Source organism: Moraxella canis (assembly GCF_034424565.1).
GTDB lineage: Bacteria > Pseudomonadota > Gammaproteobacteria > Pseudomonadales > Moraxellaceae > Moraxella > Moraxella canis.
Genome location: NZ_CP139961.1, coordinates 1,339,268 through 1,358,467 on the forward strand (window position 1 = coordinate 1,339,268; position 19,200 = coordinate 1,358,467).

Here is a 19,200-nt window from a genome sequence, read left to right on the forward strand (position 1 = left end):
AAAACGGAAGTTGTTTACTTCCGTTTTTATTAGCCTGATGTAATCATAAAGCTTAGTCTGATCGTCCCACATCTGCCTGTAGAGCTTCTGGCAGCGGCAAAATCTCAAAATCTACCAAATCTGCAGGGCGTGCGATGACCAAGGCTTCATAGCCCAAATCGGCTTTTGTGGCATTAACCACACCGACAGACCCTAAGCTGCTGCCCGCATCTGGCATCTCTCCTTTGCCTAAAATACGGTGCAGATAAGCCTTTGGGCGAGCCTTAAAATACAGACGCGCGACAATCTCTTGACCCAAATAACATCCTTTATCATACGCCACCCCTCCTTTTTGGTGCAGGCGAAGTTCTTGGGGCTGATACAGCTCACTGGTATTGGCAGTCAGCCAATAATTGCCTGTCTGGATACTTAATTGCTCCCATTGCTGAACATCACTTTTTTGGTGATGGTCAAAGGTTGGCTGACCGTCTATGATATGCGGATAGATTGGCTCGGCTGACGATAGGGTGATTTTGGAGAATGCGCCAAATTTTTTGATGTGCATTGCCAAAGCCTGTGCCATATCGGCGCTCACAACAATGCCAAAACCTGCCAAAGTACGCACAATCCAAAGTCCAAATTGTACACGACCCTTAAGGTTACATATCGCTGTCGGCAAAAACTGCTCGCCAATATCAGCGATATCTGCTGTGATCTGTCCTTGCAAAAATTTTTCGCTGTCAGCGCCTGTCATCTCAAAATAACAAAAATCAGTCATGGTTTGTCTCTTTTTAAATAGTTATCATCATAAATATAGGGATTGTTTGATCAAATTATAGGATAAATTTGATGGCAGATGTTAAATTTTTGTACAAAATACCAGTGAACATAACAATTAACCCCTAAAATCGGTTACAATAAGCAGTTAAGTTTTTTATTGAGAATCAATTTAAGGTGATATCATGAGCCTACCTGCCTGCCCAAAATGTCATGAATCTTATACTTATGCTGATGGCGCGCTGCTGATTTGCCCCATGTGTGCTCATGAGTGGCAAGAGGGTGATGAAGCCGATGAAGCTGCTGTGATCAAAGATGCCGTCGGTAACGTGCTTCAGGATGGCGACGCGGTGACAGTGATCAAGGATTTAAAGGTCAAAGGCTCAAGCACGCCGATCAAAGTTGGCACAAAAGTCAAATCCATTCGCCTGATTTATGATGCCCCTGATGATCACGATATCGATTGTAAAATTGACGGCTTTGGTGCCATGAAGCTCAAATCTTCGGTCGTCAAAAAAGCTTAATTGTCTCAACTTCATTTAATGTATCATAAGGACGCAGCCATGACACACATTCGCCCAACCAATGAAAAATTATTCAATGACGCCAAACGCCACATCGCAGGGGGAGTTAACTCGCCTGTGCGTGCTTTTGCCGGCGTGGGCGGTGTGCCAGTGTTTGTGCAGCGTGCAAAAGGCGCTTATATTTATGACACCGAAGGTCATGCTTATATTGACTATGTCGGCTCATGGGGTCCGATGATTTTGGGTCATGCGCATGATAAAGTCATCGATGCGGTGAAAGCTGCCGCAGAAGATGGATTGTCTTTTGGTGCGCCGACGCCTTCTGAGACGACGATGGCGGATTTGATTTGTCAAATCGTCCCAAGCATTGATTTGCTACGCATGACAAGCTCAGGCACAGAAGCGACGATGAGCGCGATTCGATTGGCGCGTGGCTATACAGGTCGTGATAAGATCGTCAAATTTGAAGGCTGTTATCATGGGCACTCTGACAGTCTGCTTGTCAAGGCAGGCTCGGGGATGCTTGATATCGGTGAGCCGACTTCAAAGGGTGTGCCTGCAGATTTTGCCAAGCATACGGTGACTTTACCATATAATGACATCGAAGCGCTGACCGCGTGTTTTGAGAAATTTGGCGATGAGCTTGCCTGCGTGATTTTAGAGCCGATCGCTGGCAATATGAACATGGTAATCCCAAGCCATGAGTTTCATCAAGCGCTGCGCCGTCTGTGCACCGAGCATGGCGTGGTGCTGATTTTTGATGAAGTCATGACAGGCTTTCGTGTTGGATTGGGCGGCGCACAGGCGCATTTTGGCATCACGCCTGATTTGACGACCTTTGGTAAGATCATTGGCGCAGGCTTGCCGGTTGGTGCGTTTGGGGGTCAGCGCGAGATTATGGAATGTATCGCACCACTTGGCGGCGTCTATCAAGCAGGGACTTTATCAGGCAATCCATTGGCGATGCGTGCAGGCAAGGCGATGTTTGATGAGCTGACTGGTGAAGGATTCTATGAGTCGCTTAGCAAAAAGACCGACTATCTGATCAAGGGCTTAAAAGCGGCCGCTGATAAGCATGGCGTACCTTTTGAGACGTGCGCGGTGGGCGGTATGTTTGGTATCTTCTTTACCGATCAGTTGCCGAAGAATTTTAATGATGTTGCAAGTCGCTGCGACGCCAAAAAATTCGCCAAATTCTTTCATGGGATGCTAGATTTGGGCGTTTATTTGGCGCCATCAGCCTTTGAGGCGGCATTTATGAGCGCAGCACACACCTATGAAGATCTGGATAAAACCATCGAAGCGGCAGATCAAGTATTTTCACAATTATAATTTGGTTGGGCGTTTTTGACAGTTTGGTTCACTGGTTTAAGCTGACAAAACCCTTTGCCCATTGGAATAGATAAGTGATCTATTCTTGACGGAAAATTAAGTATGTTTACAAAAATCATCAGCACAGTCATCGGCACAAAAAACGACCGCGAGCTTAAGCGTATGCGCAAAGTGGTCACCAAAATCAATAGTTATGAAGCAGGCATTCAGGCACTGTCCGATGAAGAATTGCGCCAAAAAACTGAGGAATTTAAGCAGCGTCACCAAGCTGGCGAAAGCTTGGATAAGCTGCTGCCGGAAGCTTTTGCCGTTTGCCGCGAGGCATCTAAGCGCGTCAATGGCATGCGCCACTACGACGTGCAGTTGATCGGTGGTATGACCCTGCACGAAGGCAAGATCGCCGAGATGAAAACTGGGGAAGGTAAGACCCTGATGGCGACCTTGGCGATTTATCTGAACGCCATCAGTGGCAAAGGCGTGCATGTGGTGACTGTAAACGACTACTTGGCAAGCCGCGATGCCGAGTTGAACCGTCCGTTATTTAGCTTTTTGGGCTTGACGGTGGGCGTGATCTACAGTCAGCAGCCGCCCCAAGAAAAATTTGCCGCTTATCGTGCTGACATCACTTATGGCACCAATAACGAATACGGCTTTGATTATCTGCGCGATAATATGGTATTTAGCTTAAGTGAAAAAAAGCAGCGTCCGCTGAACTACTGCATCATCGATGAAATCGACTCAATCTTAATCGATGAGGCACGTACGCCGCTGATCATCTCAGGACAAGCCGAAGACTCAGCGCATCTGTACGCTTTGATTGATAAGATCGTTGAGCGTTTGGTGCGCTCCAAAGACGAAGAAGAAAATAAAAACAACACTGATGGCGATTTTTGGATCGATGAAAAAAACCGTACCATTGAGATCAGCGAAAAAGGCTATGAAAAGATCGAGGCTTTTTTGGTGGAAGTCGGTGAGCTTGGCGAAAATGAAAGCTTGTACAGCCCAGCACGCTTGCCTTTATTGGCACATGCTCAAGCCGCCATACGCGCGCATCATCTATTTGTCAAAAATATTCATTATATCGTTCAAGATGGCGAAGTGATTATTGTTGATGAAAATACAGGTCGTACCATGCCAGGTCGCCGCTGGTCGGATGGTCTGCATCAAGCGGTCGAAGCCAAAGAAGGCGTAGAAATTCAAGCCGAAAACCAAACAATGGCGACCACCACTTTCCAAAATTACTTCCGCTTATACGATAAATTGTCAGGTATGACAGGAACGGCAGATACCGAAGCTGCGGAGCTTAAGTCTACCTATGATTTGGATGTGGTGATCATCCCAACCCATCGTCCGATTGCGCGGATTGACATGGATGACCAGATTTTCTTGACCAAACTCGGTAAATATCAAGGCATCATTCGTGAGATTAAGCAAATCACCGAAAAAGGCGCTCCAGTTTTGGTGGGTACTGCCACCATTGAGGCATCCGAGGAGTTGTCATATTTATTAAATCAAGAAGGCATTACTCATAATGTGCTAAATGCCAAGCAGCATGAGCGTGAGGCAGACATCATCGCACAGGCGGGCAGACCACGCGCTGTAACGATTGCCACCAATATGGCAGGTCGTGGTACGGACATCATTTTGGGCGGTAATTGGCAAGCAGAGCTTGATGCGCATGAAGTCGTCACCGATGAGATGCGCAGTGAGGCACAAGCGGCTTGGCAGGCGCGTCATGATGCGGTTCTGGCGGCGGGCGGCTTACATATCATTGGCTCTGAGCGTCACGAATCACGCCGCATTGACAATCAGCTGCGCGGACGCGCTGGTCGTCAAGGTGACCCGGGTCAGTCACGATTCTTCTTGTCGCTTGAAGATGATTTGATGCGCATTTTTGCTGGCGACCGCATTACGAATATGTTCCGCGCCATGGGCTTAAAAGAAGATGAAGCCATTGAGCATAAAATGGTTTCTCGCTCTATCGAAGGCGCTCAAGGCAAGGTTGAGGCACGAGATTTTGATGCTCGTAAAAGTTTGCTTAAGTATGATGACATTGCCAATGAGCAGCGTAAGGTCATCTACTCACAGCGCGATGATTTGTTGGCAGAGATGGACTTGCAAGAAGGCATCAAAGCCATGCATCACGAGGTGTATAATGCACTGATTGACCAGTTTGTGCCACCAGGTTCGATCGATGATCAGTGGAATATTGATGGCTTAGAAGATGAAATCGAAGAGGCGTTCCGTTTTTATATGCCGATTAATGATTGGCTTGATGCCGACCGTCGCTTGGATGAAGACGGCTTGCGCGCCAAAATCATCGAAACTGCCATTGAGCGCTACCAGACGCGCCGTGAACAGATGGGCGAACAAACAGCAGCGCAGCTTGAGCGCCATTTTATGCTATCAAGCCTAGATCGTCACTGGAAAGAGCATTTGACCCAAATGGATCAATTAAGAAAAGGAATCCATTTGCGCAGTTATGCTCAAAAAAATCCAGAACAAGAGTATAAGCGTGAATCATTTGAGTTATTTCAGTCGATGCTTGGTGCGATCAAATCAGATTTGATCCAAGATTTGGCGCGCGTACATGTGCCGACGCCTGAAGAGCTTGCTGCCTTAGAGGAGCAGCGTCGTCAGCAGGCTGAGCAGATGCGTATGATGTTTGAGCACAATGAGGTAAATCTCGATGGCAGCCAAACGCCAGATACAGATCTGGATCAGGCAGAATCTCGCCCAACTCAGCGTATGACCCTGACGTTGGGCGGCGCCGCACCCGTGGTGGTAGAAGATGCTCACATCATACCTGATGAGGAACTGGTGATTCCTGAGCATATCAACAGAAATGCGCCTTGTCCTTGTGGTTCTGGTCTTAAATACAAACAATGCCATGGCAAGCTAAGCTAGTCTTTATCGGTGGTGACGGACTTTGGGTGTTGACTGTTTAAGCTTGCGCCTAAGATTAGGGTTTTATAAAAAAACTGTGCTATACTAAGCTAATTGTAAACCACTCTCATTTAAAGCGCATGTCGCGTCATGAGGTTGGCTATTTACTGAAAAAGTAAGGGAGTGACACCATGAAACAAACCATTTGGCAAGTCGTGGCAATATCTGCTGTGTTGGCGTTGTCTGCTTGTGCACAAAAAACTGAAGAATCTACCGCTGAGCCAGTCGAAGAAAAAGAAGTCCCTATGTCGGCTGAGCCTGCCGAACCAGTAATTGTTGTGCCCAGTGATTCGTCTGAGTCATCGATTGAGCAGGTGGTACCTGAAGCATTCGCTGACGGCGATACCACCCAGATCGCTGAAGTGGTAGAAATTGACGAGACGGCAGAGACCGCCACACAAGACGCTGAGGTCCAAGAAGGTCGCTGATCTTGGTTTGACTTGTTGATTCAGACGCTGTTATTGGCAGCCTTGGTTTATGACGTATCAAGGTCGGGCTGCGTGTTTGAGTGTTTTGAATCATTTAAGTGATGACTGCATGGATTTATCTTACGGTTGCATGAATCCAATATGTCACCTTGACTAAAGGCTCTTTAATAGCCAGTTTACTCAATTGCCATTTTGCCTAAGTTGTGAATACAACCGATTGGGCAAAATGGTGTTTTATCATTTCTTAATATCATCATTATCTCATGACCCGAATCGCCACCGCTGCATTTAGAACCAAAGCCAACACCCAATCACGCCTGCCGTTTGCTGCTGCAGCGATGATTGCATTATTTTCTGGCGCAATCTTTAGTTTGGCATTGGCGCCATATTATTGGGTGCCGGTCGCTATTTTGTCACCCATGCTACTATACGTGGTGCTTAAGGACTGTCAAAGTGCCAAGCAGGCTTTTTGGTTGGGGGAGCTGTATGGCTTTGGCACTTGGGCGGTGGGCGCATTTTGGCTGTATCACTCCATTCATTATTATGGCGGCGTACCTACTGCGATGGCGCTCGTGCTCATCGGGGTGATGTCGCTGGTCATGGGGCTGTTTCATGCGCTGATGGCATGGGCGTTTGTACGCTTTAGTGCCAAGCAGCCCATGTCTTTTGCAGGATTTTGGGTAGTTCAAGAGTGGCTTAAAACGTGGTTTTTGTCTGGGTTTCCTTGGCTTTTTGTGGGTTATGCTTTTACAGAAGTCAGCTGGCTTAATGGCATTGCACCGATTTTTGGCGTGTTTGGACTGTCATTTTTGGCAGTATTTATCGGGGCGGCCATCATAGAGCTATTTCGCCGTAATATTGGACATGTGATCATTGGCGGTGTTTTGACAGGCACTGCTGTGATTATTTCGGTGATTGGGATAAATTGGACGAAGCCAACAGGCTCTACCACCACCGTCTCGCTCGTACAGGGTAATATTCCCCAAGATCTTAAGTGGCAAGAAGGCTCAGGCTTACAGACCATTGGCATCTATGCAGGGCTTTCACAGTCCGAATGGGGGCGTGATTTGGTGGTGTGGCCAGAGACAGCGATTCCGATGTTTCAAGATGAGGCGGTTTGGCAAATTCAGGCCATTGCTCAGCAGGCGTCCCAAGCTGGCAGCGCTTGGATGACTGGCATCATGTATCGCTTGATGCCAACTGTTGAGGGCGTCATGCCAATTTTATATAATAGCGTGATGTTACATGATCGCGATGAAGTGTCGGTTTACAAAAAGCAGCAGTTGGTACCGTTTGGTGAGTACATTCCGCTGGGCGGTCTTTTAGATGTGTTGCCAGGACTTGAAGGGATGCAAGGCATGGTCAGCCTAAGCCGTGGCCATGATGACCAAGATCCGCTGATGTTAGGTGGTGAGCACGGCGAGAAAATTGGTGCAGCGATTTGTTATGAAGTGGCTTATCCTGATACGACACGCAAAAATGCGCTCGGCAGCGATTTTCTTTTAACCGTTTCTAATGATGCTTGGTTTGGTACAACGGCAGGACCGATACAGCATCTACAAATGGTGCAGATGAGAAGCTTGGAGAATGGGCGTTGGTTTGTGCGTGCAACCAATAATGGTGTCACTGCGTTGATCGACCATCAAGGGCGGGTGGTCAGTCAGATACCGCAGTTTGAGCGAGGCGTGCTGCGAGGTGAGGTGCCGAGTTATGTGGGTCGCACGCCTTATATGGTTTGGGGTCACTATCCGGTCTTGGGTTTAGCGATTGTGCTGATTTTGCTCAGTATTTGGGCAAATAAACTCAAAAACACCAGTGCCAAACGAGAAAAATATTATACCGCTGAGGGTGTTGCTGATCGCTGATTGGTGTTGACAACAGAAATCAAATAATGTATAAAACATTACATAAACACAATGTTTTATACATTATATACCCCATGATTAGCGTCAACCAACTCAATAAAGAGCTTTACAAGCCTAAAGAAGTTTGCCAACTTCTTGGCGTATCTTTGCGTACCGTCCAGAATATGACTCAGGACGGTCGCTTGGATGTTGTTTGGTCTAAGACGGGACGACGCTACATCCCCAAGCAAAGCTTAATTGAGTATTTGCGTGCGATTGGTTACTTAGTAGATCAAGATGAGCGTATGGATGTTATCTACGCTCGAGTATCGACACATAAACAAAAGACACGCGGTGACCTCCAAAGACAAATAGAGAACATCCAAAGCTTTGCTATCAGTAAAAATCCCAAGAATTTAAAAACCATCACTGATCTCGGTTCAGGTTTAAATGATAGCAGACCTGGTCTACTCAGCCTAATTAAACTGGTGCAAGATGACCAAGTTGACAGAATTTTTATCAATGATAAAGACCGTCTGACCCGCTTTGGTTTCAATTATTTGCAAGCCATCTGTGAGCATCACCAAACTCAAATCATCATTGTGTCTGATGAGATTATGGATAAAAGCCTATCGGAAGAATTGGCTGAAGATATCATATCCATCATTCATTCTTTCAGTGGTAAGATGTATGGTTTAAGAAAAACCATCAAAGATAGCATCCAAGATGAGTAAATCTGACAAGCAAGTAAAACAGCCTAAGGTTCCCAAAATTAAATATTTCTTAGCAAAAAGACCTAAATCTGACTTTGTCGGTCCTATGCAAGAGCTTGTAGGACCAACAAAACCACGCATCAAAAAAGAGTATCAAATTGAAAGGCATATCATTAAGCACACACATCCCAAGTTCTCAGTATTGGACGAAGTCACCTTTTTAAGCAAGAATCTGTATAACGCCACCTTATATGCGGTCAGACAACAGTTCTTTGCTGATGAGAGCTTCTTGGAATATGCCAAGGTCAACAAACAATTTACCCATGACAGGCAAGCTGATTATATCGCTTTGCCTGCAAAAGTGGCTAAACATACCCAACAGTTGGTTGACCAAGCCTACCGCTCATTCTTTGGTCTGCTAAAAACCAAACAACAACATCCAAAGATTAATGCCAAACTCCCAAAATATCTTGATAAAACCAAAGGTCGTCAAGTTGTGCATTATGAAAAAGGCGCATTGTCTTTTAAAAAACCAGGGTTTATCAAGTTATCAGGGTTGGATTTTTACATCAAAACCAAGCTTATTAAAAAGCAGGTCGCTTTTGTGCGCCTAGTACCAAAAGGCAATCATATTACTGTTGAGATTGGGTATGAGCATGAAATTCCAAAACCAAAAGATAAAGCTGGTCGTATTGCTGGTTTGGATGTCGGGTTAAATAACCTTGCCACATTGACAAGCAATGTCGCAACACCTATGATTGTCAATGGTCGTCCGCTTAAGTCTATCAACCAGTTTTATAATAAGCATAAAGCTGTGGAGGATTCTAAGCTTGATACTGGACAAAAGACCAGTAAAGCAAGAAAACAACAATTAGGACTCGTCCGTAAAAACAAAATCGCTGATTATCTGCACAAATCAAGTCGCCATGTTGTGAATTATTTAGTTGCCAACAATATTGATACCTTAGTGATTGGTAAGAATATTGGGTGGAAACAAGACATTAACATCGGTAAGCGGAACAATCAGAACTTTGTAGCAATCCCATTCACCAATTTTATTAAGCAGGTGATGTATAAAGCTCATAATGTTGGCGTTGAGGTGATATATCAAGAAGAAAGCTACACCAGTAAATGCTCATTCTTTGACAATGAAGCCATCCAAAAACATGACAATTATGCAGGTTGTCGTGTCCATCGTGGACTATTTAAAACCGCCAGTGGTAAAAAAGTCAATGCGGATGTCAATGGCTCATTGAATATCATTAAAAAGCACTTAATCACACAAGAAGCTTGGAATGACCAATTACGGTTAGACCTTGTAGAGGCGAGCAGTACGCCAAATATCCCCAAATTCACCCCAGATTGCTGAGGTCAATTAAGGATATAAAGCCTGATGGTATGTTTTTTATATTATTGGGTTACTGTAATAATTCCTTAATTGATAAAAGGAATTGTACAAAAACACAGAATTTGGTATATAATAAGGAAAATTTATTTCAGGTTAAATCCCAAATTAATTAACCCCCATTTTATTCGATTAGGCAGGTAACCATGGCACATGATGCTTCAAACAATAACCCACTTAAAGAATCGTTAACAGCACTGATCGGTATTGTGCTTTTGCTTGTGATGATCGCAGGTATTGCGATTTCGGCGTGGTTACGTCCTGCAGGCGAGCATCCTGCAAAGGCAGAGCAAGCAATGGCAGAAACTGCCGAAGTTGAAGTGGCTCAGCCAGCCGCTGCTGACGCAGAGCCATCAGCGCAGCCAGAGGCTGAAGCTCAAGCAGCAGAGCCTGCACCTGAAGCGGCACAGCCAGCAACTGACGCTCAAACAGAAGCAGAAGCACCGAGCGATGCGCCTGCTGCCGAAGCCGTGCCTGCCGATCAAGCCGCAGCGACTGAAGCGGAAGCGGCTGCACCACAGAGCAACTAATTCTTTTTCTTACTCTCAACCCTTGTGTGTTCCACAAGGGTTTTTTATTTTATTATTTGAGATCTTAAGATTGGCTGGATCGGATGTCTTATAATAGAGCAAATATCCAAACTTATGCTAAAATTAGAGACTTTGGTCATATCGATTCATGCAGATTTATCACGATAAAATAAGGAAGAGCTATGTTAGATTCAACAAATAAACATCAAGAGCGCGTCCAGCTTGCCCGTCAGACAATGGCAGCCGAAGGCATAAACGCACTGATTATCCCTTCAGCCGATCCGCATATGTCTGAGTATTTGCCTGAGTATTGGCAGGGTCGGGCTTGGGCATCTGGGTTTACAGGGTCGGTGGGTACATTGGTGATCGCCGAAACCTTCGCAGGGCTATGGGCAGACAGTCGCTATTGGGTGCAGGCGCCCATTCAGCTGGCAGGTACAGGCATCGAACTTAAAAAAATGCAAATCGGTCAGCCGACCTTTGCACAGTTTTTGGCAGATGCGCTGCCTGCTGGTGCCAAAGTTGCCATTGATGGTAATGTATTATCGGTCAATGAATATGATCATCTAAAAACCGCTTTTTTGGACAAAGGCATTGAACTTGTCACACAGCTGGATATTTTATCAAAAATTTGGACAGATCGCCCAAGCCTACCGACGGCACCGATCTATGAACATCCTGCCGAATTTGTGGATACAAGCGCTTTGGATAAGCTTAAACAAGTGCGCACACAAATGCAGCAAAAACAGGCAGATGCGCATCTGATAAGTAGTTTGGATGACATTGCATGGCTTTTGAATTTGCGCGGCTCGGATGTGGCGTTTAATCCTGTATTTTTGGCGCATTTATTGATTGATGATACTAAGGCGACTTTGTTTGTTGATTTGGAGAAATTAAGTCCAAAAATTCGCTCAACGCTTGAGCAAATCGGTGTTCAAGTTGCTGACTATCTAGCGATCGGCGACGCAGTATCTGCGATCTTAGGCAAGCTTTTGATTGATCCTGCACGCGTGGCAATAGGCACACTAAAGCAGCTGCCTGAATCTGCCAAGCTGATTTATGCAGTCAATCCAAGCACACTACTAAAAGCCATCAAATCCGAGGCAGACCTTGAGCACATCCGAGAAGCGATGCGTCAAGATGGCGCGGCGCTGTGTGAATTTTTTGCTGAATTTGAATCCAAAACAGTGCTTGGCGAGCCCTTAACTGAGCTGGATATCGATCGCATGCTCATCGAAGCACGCAGCCGCCAAAAACACTATGTGTCACCCAGTTTTGATACCATCGCAGGCTTTAGAGCAAATGGGGCGATTGTGCATTATCGAGCCACTGAAGACAGTCATAGCGCCATCACAGGCGATGGGCTCTTACTGATTGATTCAGGCGCACAATATTATAATGGCACAACCGACATCACCCGCATGGCAAGCGTCGGTCAGGTGAGTGATGATGAAAAGCGTGATGTCACTTATGTGCTGAAGGCGCATATTGGACTGGCTCAAGCGCATTTCCCTGATGGCGTGGCGTCATCACAAGTCGACGCACTGGCTCGAGTGCATCTGTGGCAGCAGGGCTTGGATTATCGTCATGGTACAGGGCATGGCGTCGGCTATTTTATGAATGTACACGAAGGTCCGCAGGTGATCTCTGTTTTTGCGCCGCCATCGCCAGAGCGTGTGCTAAAGCGTGGTATGGTCACCACCAATGAACCAGGTCTGTACCGCGAAGGTCAATGGGGTATTCGTTTGGAAAACTGCTTGGCGTGTGTTTCGGCAGCCGAAAGCGAGTTTGGCTCATTTTTAAAATTCGAAGATTTAACCTTATGCCCCTTTGATACACGCTTGATTTTGATTGAGCTTTTGACCGACGGTGAAAAGGTGTGGCTAAATCAGTATCACCAGCGCGTGCATGATGAGCTGATTGATCGTGTCAGTGGCGCAGCCAAAGACTGGCTGATCGAAAGAACCAAAGCCATCTGAGCCTTAAATCAAGCACTATTTTGGTGTGGATATTTGCGCCAAAATAGTGCCAATTTTATCTTGGCATTCTTGATACTCCTCGCTGGCATCAGACTTGATGGTGATGCCACCACCCGCCCAAATCTCACATTTTTGCCATTTTTGCAGTGTGCGAATCAGGACATTCCAATTGCCTGTACCATTAAAATTCAGATAGCCCATCGTGCCACAGTACGCGCCACGAGGTGAGGCTTCAAACTCATGGATGATCTCGCACGCACGTTTTTTGGGTGCGCCTGTGATGGAGCCTGCTGGCAGCGAGCCAAATAATACTGTGATGGGGTGCGCATCGCTCAGCGTGGCTGTGACGGTGCTGACCATGTGATGCACATTTTTAAAGCTTTCGATGGCGAAGCGCTTGGGCGTCTTGACTGTGCCGATTTTTGCATATTTACCCAAATCATTTCTGAGCAAATCGACGATCATCAGATTTTCGCTGATGTCTTTTTCGCTATTCATAAGCGCTTGTCTAAGCTTGTCATCCATGATGGGGTCGGGATGACGTGGACGCGTACCCTTGATGGGCTTGGTAGTCAGATGAATTTTGCCGTCTGTTTTTTGAAATTCAAAAAACAGCTCTGGCGAGATAGACAGTAGTTCAAATTCCCCCAATTTTAAAAACCCTGCAAAAGGTGCATTCATGGCATGATGCAGATTGGGTAAATGGCTTGCCAAATCACAAGCATCGGCGTGCCACTTTTGGGTGAGGTTGATTTGATAAGTATCGCCTGCTTTGAGATAGTTTTGGGTGCGCTCAAAAGCTTTGACATACTCTGCCTGTGTCCAAGTGGGCTGAAAGTCCACAGGTGATGCGGTGGGCAAGGGGCGGCATAATAACTTACACAGCTGATGATAAATCTGCTGAAAAAATTCAGAACAGCTGCCCATACCAACGAAGTCATAGCCGCCTTCGACAGGCTGAAGATACATGTCATAATGCGCCAAATAGCCGCAAGGCTGATGGGGCTTGATGGTAATCTGATGATTCAACTGATGCGCTGATATATCATAGCCAATAAAGCCCATCAAGCCATGCACATAGCTGCCATGATCTGTACTGTCATCGCCATAAGCATCGGCACTGGCTTGATCGGCATACATGATCAGCTCATGCTGCCAGTCGTCATAAGTAGATGGGTAGCGCTCATCCAAGCTGCCCATCTCATCGTCTTGACGTGTTTTTTTGTGAAGGGATAGTCCATCATCAAAACTAGCCGTCCATGCAACCTTAGGACAAATCCCAATCACAGGGCAATGCACATTATTTAAAAAGCATACTTGCCAATCTGGCTGATGTGTGGCGATAAGTGCGGTGATTTGGCTTGGAGTGTAGGCGGTGGCGATGTGATGTTTTAGCATTATAAAATGGCAAGTAAAAAGGCAAATTGTAAAACAAATTGCACAAAAGAAAAAGGGGAGTGGTTCGACTTTTAAGCTGAGATTAGAATGTTAAGCCAAGCTTAGACAATCAAAAGCTGTCAGATTTAGATAGTTGGTTTTAAATTTGATCAGGTCATGGGGATGCTGCCCCATGACCTGATTGTCTTAGCCTTTAAATTTTTGGATAACCAAAGCGGCGTTGGTGCCCCCAAAGCCAAAGCTATTGCTCATCACGCTATCAAGCGCTGTTTGGCGAGTTTGGGTAACAATATCAAACTCTTTGGCACCTTCATCGAGATTTTGGACATTAATGGTCGGCGCGATAAACCCATGATTCATCATGAGCAGACAATAGATCAGCTCTTGGACACCCACCGCGCCCAAGCTATGACCAGTCATGGATTTGGTTGAGCTGATTGGTGGCGTCCGATCTGAACTACCAAAGACGGCTGCGATTGCTTTGAGTTCTGTGATATCCCCAAGCGGTGTACTGGTGCCGTGGGTATTGATGTAATCGACGCTTGTCAGTCCGGATTGAGCAAGCGCGATCTGCATACAGCGTACCGCCCCTTCGCCGCTTGGTGCGACCATCTCTGCACCGTCAGATGTTGCGCCGTAGCCTGTGATCTCTGCTAGGATCGTCGCTCCGCGGGCTTGTGCCGACTCAAGGCTTTCAACGACGACCATGCCGCCACCGCCCGCAATCACAAAGCCATCACGATCTTGATCGTATGGGCGACTGGCTGCTTGCGGGGTATCGCTGTACTGCGTACTCATCGCCCCCATGGCATCGAACATACACGACTGCGTCCAATGCTCACTTTCGCTGCCACCTGCCAGTACGATGTCAGCTTTGCCAAGTTGAATCAGCTCCATGGCATGCCCAACACAGTGGCTTGATGTAGCGCAGGCAGACGACAGCGAATAAGACGTGCCTTTGATTTTTAGTCCTGTTGCCAAGGTGGCAGACACCGAGCTTGCCATGATTTTGGGAACTGCCATCGCGCCTACGCCGCGCAGACCTTTTTCGCGCATGGCATCCACAGCCGCCATGACATCTGCAGTAGAAGCACCGCCTGACGCGGCAACCACCGCAACCCTAGGATTGTCAGCGACGGCATCGATGCTAAGATCCGCGTTTTTAATGGCTGATAAAGCGCTGATATACGCATAAAGACTAGCGTCGTTCATAAATCGCTTTAATTTACGATCGATGCCTGTGGTGTCCAAGCTATCATGATCAATACTGCCCGCCACGCATGATTTGAATCCCAAATCGGCATATTCTTGCTTAAAGCGAATGCCTGAGCGTCCATTTTCTAAGGCTTGCTTGACAGTGTCCAAATCATTACCCAAACAAGATACAATCCCTGCACCTGTGATGACAACACGTTTCATAATTTAATCCTAAAAAAGTTTACAGTTGTAATGCTTGCTATTGTAACAAATTCTTTAAAACTTAGGGAATTTTTCCCAAAATTTTCATAAAAATAGGTGAAAATGAGCAAAGATGGGCAAGGATTTACCAAACGTTCACTATTGTGTCAGTTGGCGGTGGTATTTATGAACATTTAATAACATTTATGTTATATATTATTACTAGGCGTCGTTTGGTTTTTGTGATAGTCTTTAGAGTATGATTTCTGATAATTTTCACACAATTTAATGAGACGGGCATACGATAGATAAAAGCAAATGACTTTAGTCTTTTATAAAAATCCCCTGATCTCAGCGCCACAACTATGGAGATGTCACTGATGGCAAAATCAAATAAAAAATCCGCCCACAAAGCCGCCAAAAAAACACAGCACAGCTATGATGATCAAGTCAAAGAATTGGCTCAAGAAGTGGCTGAGCATGACGATGTTGAAATCGTGGCTGAGGTAGATATCGAAAATCAAGCCGTCTCTGATGTGCTGATCATTCGAGATACTGATACGAGCGACGATGCCGATACTAAAGCCAATGACCAAGCGGATCAAGAGAAGGACGTCTCTGAAGCAGGTGAGACTTTGGTGGATGATGCTAAGCAAAAAGCCGAAGAAGTCAAAGAAGATGCTGAGAATAAAGCACAAGATCTGCAAGACAAAGCGTCTGAAAAACTTGAGTCTGCCAAAGAGGCTGTTCAAGATAATGTCGATCAAGCTAAGGAACAAGCAGCATCTTTACAACAAACTGCCGAAGAAAAAGCTGAAGACCTCAAAGCTCAAGCCCAAGATAAGGTAGAGGAAGCTCAAAACTTGGTTGAGGATAAAGTCGAAGACATCAAGGCTCAGGCTGAGTCTTTGCAAGCAGATGCTGCCGATAAAGTTGAAGCGTTAAAAGAAGCTGCCGCTGATAAAGTCGAGGCTGCCAAAGCTGAAGCTGAATCGCTAAAAGATGACGCTGCTCAAAAATTTGACTCAGCCAAACAAGCGCTTGAAGACAAGGTAGAAACCATCAAAGAGCAAGTCCTCGATCAGGTCGACTCCCTAAAAGACAGTGCTGATCAAGAAAAAGAAGCGCTTAAAGATAAGGCTGTGCATGCGGTTGAAGCGGCTAAACATAAAGTTGAAGATGTCGTCGATGATGTCAAGCACACCACCGAATCTTTCAAAAATACCGTGAGCGAAAAAATCGATGAGATTAAGCAAGCCGCTTTGGATAAAACAGAAGAAGTTAAATCTCAGCTGAGCCAAAAAGCAGATGCTTTAAAATCTTCAGGCGAAGAGCTCAAACAAAACGCCCAAACGGCTGCTGACGACGCCATTACAGAAGCTCAAGCTGCCGTCGTCAGTGGTTCGGTCGCTGCTGCTGATTCAGCGCAATCAACAGCTCAAAGCGCAAAAGACAAACTCAATCAGCTTTTTGAACAAGGTAAATCTGCCTTGGATGAAAAAGTTCAAGAATTGGGCGAGAAATTTGGTGCCACTGATAAAATTAATGAAGTCACCGAAAATGTCGATTTGGCGACTCAAGTCATCAAAGAAGAAGCACAGGCGCTACAAGTTAGCGCTCAAGAATCCCTGCAAGCCGCCAAAGCTGCTGGCGAAGAGTATGAAGCTACGCATAAAGACAAGGGCTTGACTGCCAAACTTGGTAAAGTGGGCGCTTATTTATCTGGTATGTATGGCGTTAGCCAAAATAAAACCAAGCATTATCAAGGCGTTGACTTGGATCGCGGAAGTTTTGATGAAGATGCGTTTCATGCCCAAAGTAGCTTTTTTGCAGGACAAGTATTTGGTGCTAAAGCAGTCGCGGCTAAGAATGTCGCAGCCAAAGTCGTTCCGCAATCTAAATTTGAAGCCATCAGTGAATCTGTCTATAACAAAGTGGCTGAATGGTCGAACACATGGGCAATCAAAGACCTTAAAAACGATCCAAGATTTGATTTAATCGATACCATGAGTGCTCAAGAGCGTGAGGCTTTTGCTGAAGATGTCGCTAATCAAAACCGTGCGCTTGCTACCCTTGGCGGTGTCGCAGGCTTGGCAGGTTTAAAAGGCGTCGTCGCAGACACAGCATGGCTATTGATGGTGTCTTTGCGCACTGTTTATCAGCTATCAGCAATTTATGATCAGCCATTGACTGGTAAAGAAGGTGCCAAGAAGGCTTATGGTGTGCTATCAGGCGCCAATCTTGAAAAACTTCAAGAAAAGCAAGTGATTTTGACAGCTTTGGCTCTGGGAAGTAGTATGCTTGCCAATGCTCAGCATACTGGAATCAAAGCGCAGCTTGATGCGTTGGCTGAGCGTTACCGCGAAAGTCAGCCTTATGCCAAGCAATTTATGGATTTGGATAAATATGTCAATTTAGATAATCTCAATCCAAATTGGTTAAACAAGATTCTACCAATTTCAGCAGTGGCAGTGGGCGCTCATTATAATAATGAGCTGATTGATGAAGTGATTGGTACAGCGATGGCAACCTTTTCAGATAGTTTTAATCAAAGTCACCCCTTGATTTCTGACTCAGCTGAAGATACTGAAAACCAAGAATCAACCACTGAAGAATAATATAAAAATCGCTATCAGAGAATTATGTTTTGATAGCGATTTGAATTATTCTCATCAAAAACCTAACTTATTTTATAGGGCTGCTTGAAGTTTTCTTGATTTAGCCCTATAATATATTGCCCCAAATGGGGATTTACGTTATTGGTTAAAAGTGCCAACTTAGATTGGCGCTTTGCTGATGGCGAATTTTTAACAACAACGGGAGAAAATTGCCCTATGGCAACTACAAACCAGCTAATCCGCAAGGGTCGCACAACCATCAAGGAAAAATCAAAAGTTCCTGCGTTGCAAGCGTGCCCACAGCGTCGTGGCGTGTGTACTCGTGTTTACACCACCACACCAAAAAAACCTAACTCAGCAATGCGTAAAGTTTGCCGTGTACGCTTGACTTCAGGTTATGAAGTTTCTAGCTACATCGGTGGTGAAGGTCACAACCTTCAAGAGCATAGCGTTGTGCTAATCCGTGGCGGTCGTGTTAAGGACTTGCCAGGTGTGCGCTATCATACCGTACGTGGTGCACTTGACTGTGCAGGCGTGAAAGATCGTAAGCAAGGCCGTTCTAAATACGGTGCTAAGCGTCCTAAGGCCTAATCATTTGCCTAAGACATTTTTGCGTGAATCAGGGTTTGGTGTGTCAAACCCAATCATGCAGTAAGGCTGGTTAAACCTAGCTTTATACCAGATAATCCTGAAGAGATAAGGAAACTATTATGCCAAGACGTCGTGTCGTCGCTGCCCGTGAAATTCTACCAGATCCTAAATTCGGCAGCCAAACAATCGCTAAATTCATCAACCATGTGATGGTTGATGGTAAAAAATCAGTTGCAGAAAAAATCGTCTATGGTGCGCTTGAGGCAGTTGTTGCCAAAAAGAACATCCAAGATCCTGTAGCTTTTTTTGAAGAAGTGCTAGAAAATGTTCGCCCAACCGTGGAAGTTAAAGCTCGCCGCGTTGGTGGTGCTACCTATCAAGTACCTATGGAAGTACGCCCATCCCGTCGTACTGCCTTGGCTATGCGTTGGTTAGCCGATGCTGCTTCAAAGCGTTCTGAAAAATCAATGGCTCTTCGCTTAGCTGGTGAGCTAAATGATGCTTCAGAAGGCAAAGGCGCAGCCATTAAAAAACGTGATGATGTTCACCGTATGGCGGACGCAAACAAAGCGTTTTCACACTATCGTTTCTAATTGGGAATTGATCAAAGATTTTTTGATACATTCTCTGTTGCGATTGTTTATGAAAATTTATTTCAAAAACAATACTCAAAAATCTGTGTGGCTGTGATCATTAGCAGCCAACAGATTTACCAAATTAAACAGAATTTTTCTAGGA

15 protein-coding genes are annotated in these 19,200 nt (G+C 45.6%); 12 read left to right on the forward strand and 3 right to left on the reverse strand.

Annotated elements, in window-relative coordinates; translation table 11 throughout:
* Positions 1-52 precede the first annotated feature (52 nt).
* Positions 53-757, reverse strand: a complete 705-nt coding sequence (ygfZ, locus tag U0021_RS06060; RefSeq protein ID WP_114800844.1) for a CAF17-like 4Fe-4S cluster assembly/insertion protein YgfZ — start codon at positions 755-757, stop codon at positions 53-55.
* Positions 758-941: 184 nt separating this feature from the next.
* Here ygfZ and U0021_RS06065 point away from each other — a divergent pair, with 184 nt between their 5' ends.
* From U0021_RS06065 to U0021_RS06105, 9 genes are all read left to right on the forward strand, one after another.
* A complete protein-coding gene (locus tag U0021_RS06065; RefSeq protein WP_049238225.1) occupies positions 942-1,280 on the forward strand; it encodes a zinc ribbon domain-containing protein YjdM in 339 nt (112 codons plus the stop codon).
* Positions 1,281-1,319: 39 nt separating this feature from the next.
* Positions 1,320-2,612 carry a glutamate-1-semialdehyde 2,1-aminomutase gene (gene hemL, locus U0021_RS06070; RefSeq protein WP_114800845.1) on the forward strand — a complete coding sequence of 431 codons (1,293 nt, stop codon included), beginning with the start codon at positions 1,320-1,322 and terminating at the stop codon, positions 2,610-2,612.
* Positions 2,613-2,714: 102 nt separating this feature from the next.
* Positions 2,715-5,519 carry a preprotein translocase subunit SecA gene (gene secA / locus U0021_RS06075; RefSeq protein WP_114800846.1) on the forward strand — a complete coding sequence of 935 codons (2,805 nt, stop codon included), beginning with the start codon at positions 2,715-2,717 and terminating at the stop codon, positions 5,517-5,519.
* 170 nt (positions 5,520-5,689) lie between these two features.
* Positions 5,690-5,986, forward strand: coding sequence for a hypothetical protein (locus U0021_RS06080; RefSeq protein WP_114800847.1), 297 nt, complete (start codon positions 5,690-5,692; stop codon positions 5,984-5,986).
* Positions 5,987-6,249: 263 nt separating this feature from the next.
* On the forward strand, positions 6,250-7,851 hold the full coding sequence (gene lnt / locus U0021_RS06085) for an apolipoprotein N-acyltransferase (RefSeq protein WP_227538727.1): 1,602 nt from the start codon (positions 6,250-6,252) through the stop codon (positions 7,849-7,851).
* 74 nt (positions 7,852-7,925) lie between these two features.
* Positions 7,926-8,564, forward strand: a complete 639-nt coding sequence (locus U0021_RS06090; protein WP_162816818.1) for an IS607 family transposase — start codon at positions 7,926-7,928, stop codon at positions 8,562-8,564.
* Positions 8,557-9,912 (forward strand): RNA-guided endonuclease InsQ/TnpB family protein, encoded by a 1,356-nt coding sequence (locus U0021_RS06095; protein WP_327037429.1) that lies wholly within the window; start codon positions 8,557-8,559, stop codon positions 9,910-9,912. The genes U0021_RS06090 and U0021_RS06095 overlap by 8 nt, the downstream gene beginning before the upstream one ends.
* A 182-nt stretch (positions 9,913-10,094) precedes the next feature.
* Positions 10,095-10,478, forward strand: a complete 384-nt coding sequence (locus tag U0021_RS06100; RefSeq protein WP_114801242.1) for a hypothetical protein — start codon at positions 10,095-10,097, stop codon at positions 10,476-10,478.
* A 182-nt stretch (positions 10,479-10,660) separates the two neighbouring features.
* Complete coding sequence (locus tag U0021_RS06105) at positions 10,661-12,457, forward strand: aminopeptidase P family protein (protein ID WP_327037430.1); 1,797 nt, start codon at positions 10,661-10,663, stop codon at positions 12,455-12,457.
* A gap of 15 nt (positions 12,458-12,472) precedes the next feature.
* Here the strand turns inward: U0021_RS06105 and U0021_RS06110 are convergent, their stop codons facing one another.
* Both U0021_RS06110 and U0021_RS06115 read right to left on the reverse strand, forming a co-directional pair.
* A complete protein-coding gene (locus U0021_RS06110; protein WP_327037431.1) occupies positions 12,473-13,855 on the reverse strand; it encodes an anthranilate synthase component I family protein in 1,383 nt (460 codons plus the stop codon).
* Positions 13,856-14,041: 186 nt separating this feature from the next.
* A complete protein-coding gene (locus U0021_RS06115) occupies positions 14,042-15,274 on the reverse strand; it encodes a beta-ketoacyl synthase N-terminal-like domain-containing protein (protein ID WP_114801177.1) in 1,233 nt (410 codons plus the stop codon).
* A 359-nt stretch (positions 15,275-15,633) separates the two neighbouring features.
* Here U0021_RS06115 and U0021_RS06120 point away from each other — a divergent pair, with 359 nt between their 5' ends.
* The 3 genes from U0021_RS06120 to rpsG all read left to right on the forward strand — a co-directional run bounded on the left by U0021_RS06120 (position 15,634) and on the right by rpsG (position 19,055).
* Positions 15,634-17,871, forward strand: coding sequence for an EcsC family protein (locus U0021_RS06120; protein WP_114801178.1), 2,238 nt, complete (start codon positions 15,634-15,636; stop codon positions 17,869-17,871).
* A gap of 216 nt (positions 17,872-18,087) precedes the next feature.
* Positions 18,088-18,462: a 30S ribosomal protein S12 gene (rpsL, locus tag U0021_RS06125; protein WP_003656377.1), complete on the forward strand. Its 375-nt coding sequence runs from the start codon at positions 18,088-18,090 to the stop codon at positions 18,460-18,462.
* 119 nt (positions 18,463-18,581) lie between these two features.
* Positions 18,582-19,055, forward strand: a complete 474-nt coding sequence (rpsG, locus tag U0021_RS06130; protein WP_003656378.1) for a 30S ribosomal protein S7 — start codon at positions 18,582-18,584, stop codon at positions 19,053-19,055.
* The last annotated feature ends 145 nt before the right edge of the window (positions 19,056-19,200 follow it).

Excerpts from the sequence above, each read along its gene's own strand:
- ygfZ (WP_114800844.1), bottom strand. The coding sequence starts at position 757 with ATGACTGATTTTTGTTATTTTGAGATGACAGGCGCTGACAGCGAAAAA.
- U0021_RS06065 (WP_049238225.1), top strand. The coding sequence starts at position 942 with ATGAGCCTACCTGCCTGCCCAAAATGTCATGAATCTTATACTTATGCT.
- hemL (WP_114800845.1), top strand. The coding sequence starts at position 1,320 with ATGACACACATTCGCCCAACCAATGAAAAATTATTCAATGACGCCAAA.
- secA (WP_114800846.1), top strand. The coding sequence starts at position 2,715 with ATGTTTACAAAAATCATCAGCACAGTCATCGGCACAAAAAACGACCGC.
- U0021_RS06080 (WP_114800847.1), top strand. The coding sequence starts at position 5,690 with ATGAAACAAACCATTTGGCAAGTCGTGGCAATATCTGCTGTGTTGGCG.
- lnt (WP_227538727.1), top strand. The coding sequence starts at position 6,250 with ATGACCCGAATCGCCACCGCTGCATTTAGAACCAAAGCCAACACCCAA.
- U0021_RS06090 (WP_162816818.1), top strand. The coding sequence starts at position 7,926 with ATGATTAGCGTCAACCAACTCAATAAAGAGCTTTACAAGCCTAAAGAA.
- U0021_RS06095 (WP_327037429.1), top strand. The coding sequence starts at position 8,557 with ATGAGTAAATCTGACAAGCAAGTAAAACAGCCTAAGGTTCCCAAAATT.
- U0021_RS06100 (WP_114801242.1), top strand. The coding sequence starts at position 10,095 with ATGGCACATGATGCTTCAAACAATAACCCACTTAAAGAATCGTTAACA.
- U0021_RS06105 (WP_327037430.1), top strand. The coding sequence starts at position 10,661 with ATGTTAGATTCAACAAATAAACATCAAGAGCGCGTCCAGCTTGCCCGT.
- U0021_RS06110 (WP_327037431.1), bottom strand. The coding sequence starts at position 13,855 with ATGCTAAAACATCACATCGCCACCGCCTACACTCCAAGCCAAATCACC.
- U0021_RS06115 (WP_114801177.1), bottom strand. The coding sequence starts at position 15,274 with ATGAAACGTGTTGTCATCACAGGTGCAGGGATTGTATCTTGTTTGGGT.
- U0021_RS06120 (WP_114801178.1), top strand. The coding sequence starts at position 15,634 with ATGGCAAAATCAAATAAAAAATCCGCCCACAAAGCCGCCAAAAAAACA.
- rpsL (WP_003656377.1), top strand. The coding sequence starts at position 18,088 with ATGGCAACTACAAACCAGCTAATCCGCAAGGGTCGCACAACCATCAAG.
- rpsG (WP_003656378.1), top strand. The coding sequence starts at position 18,582 with ATGCCAAGACGTCGTGTCGTCGCTGCCCGTGAAATTCTACCAGATCCT.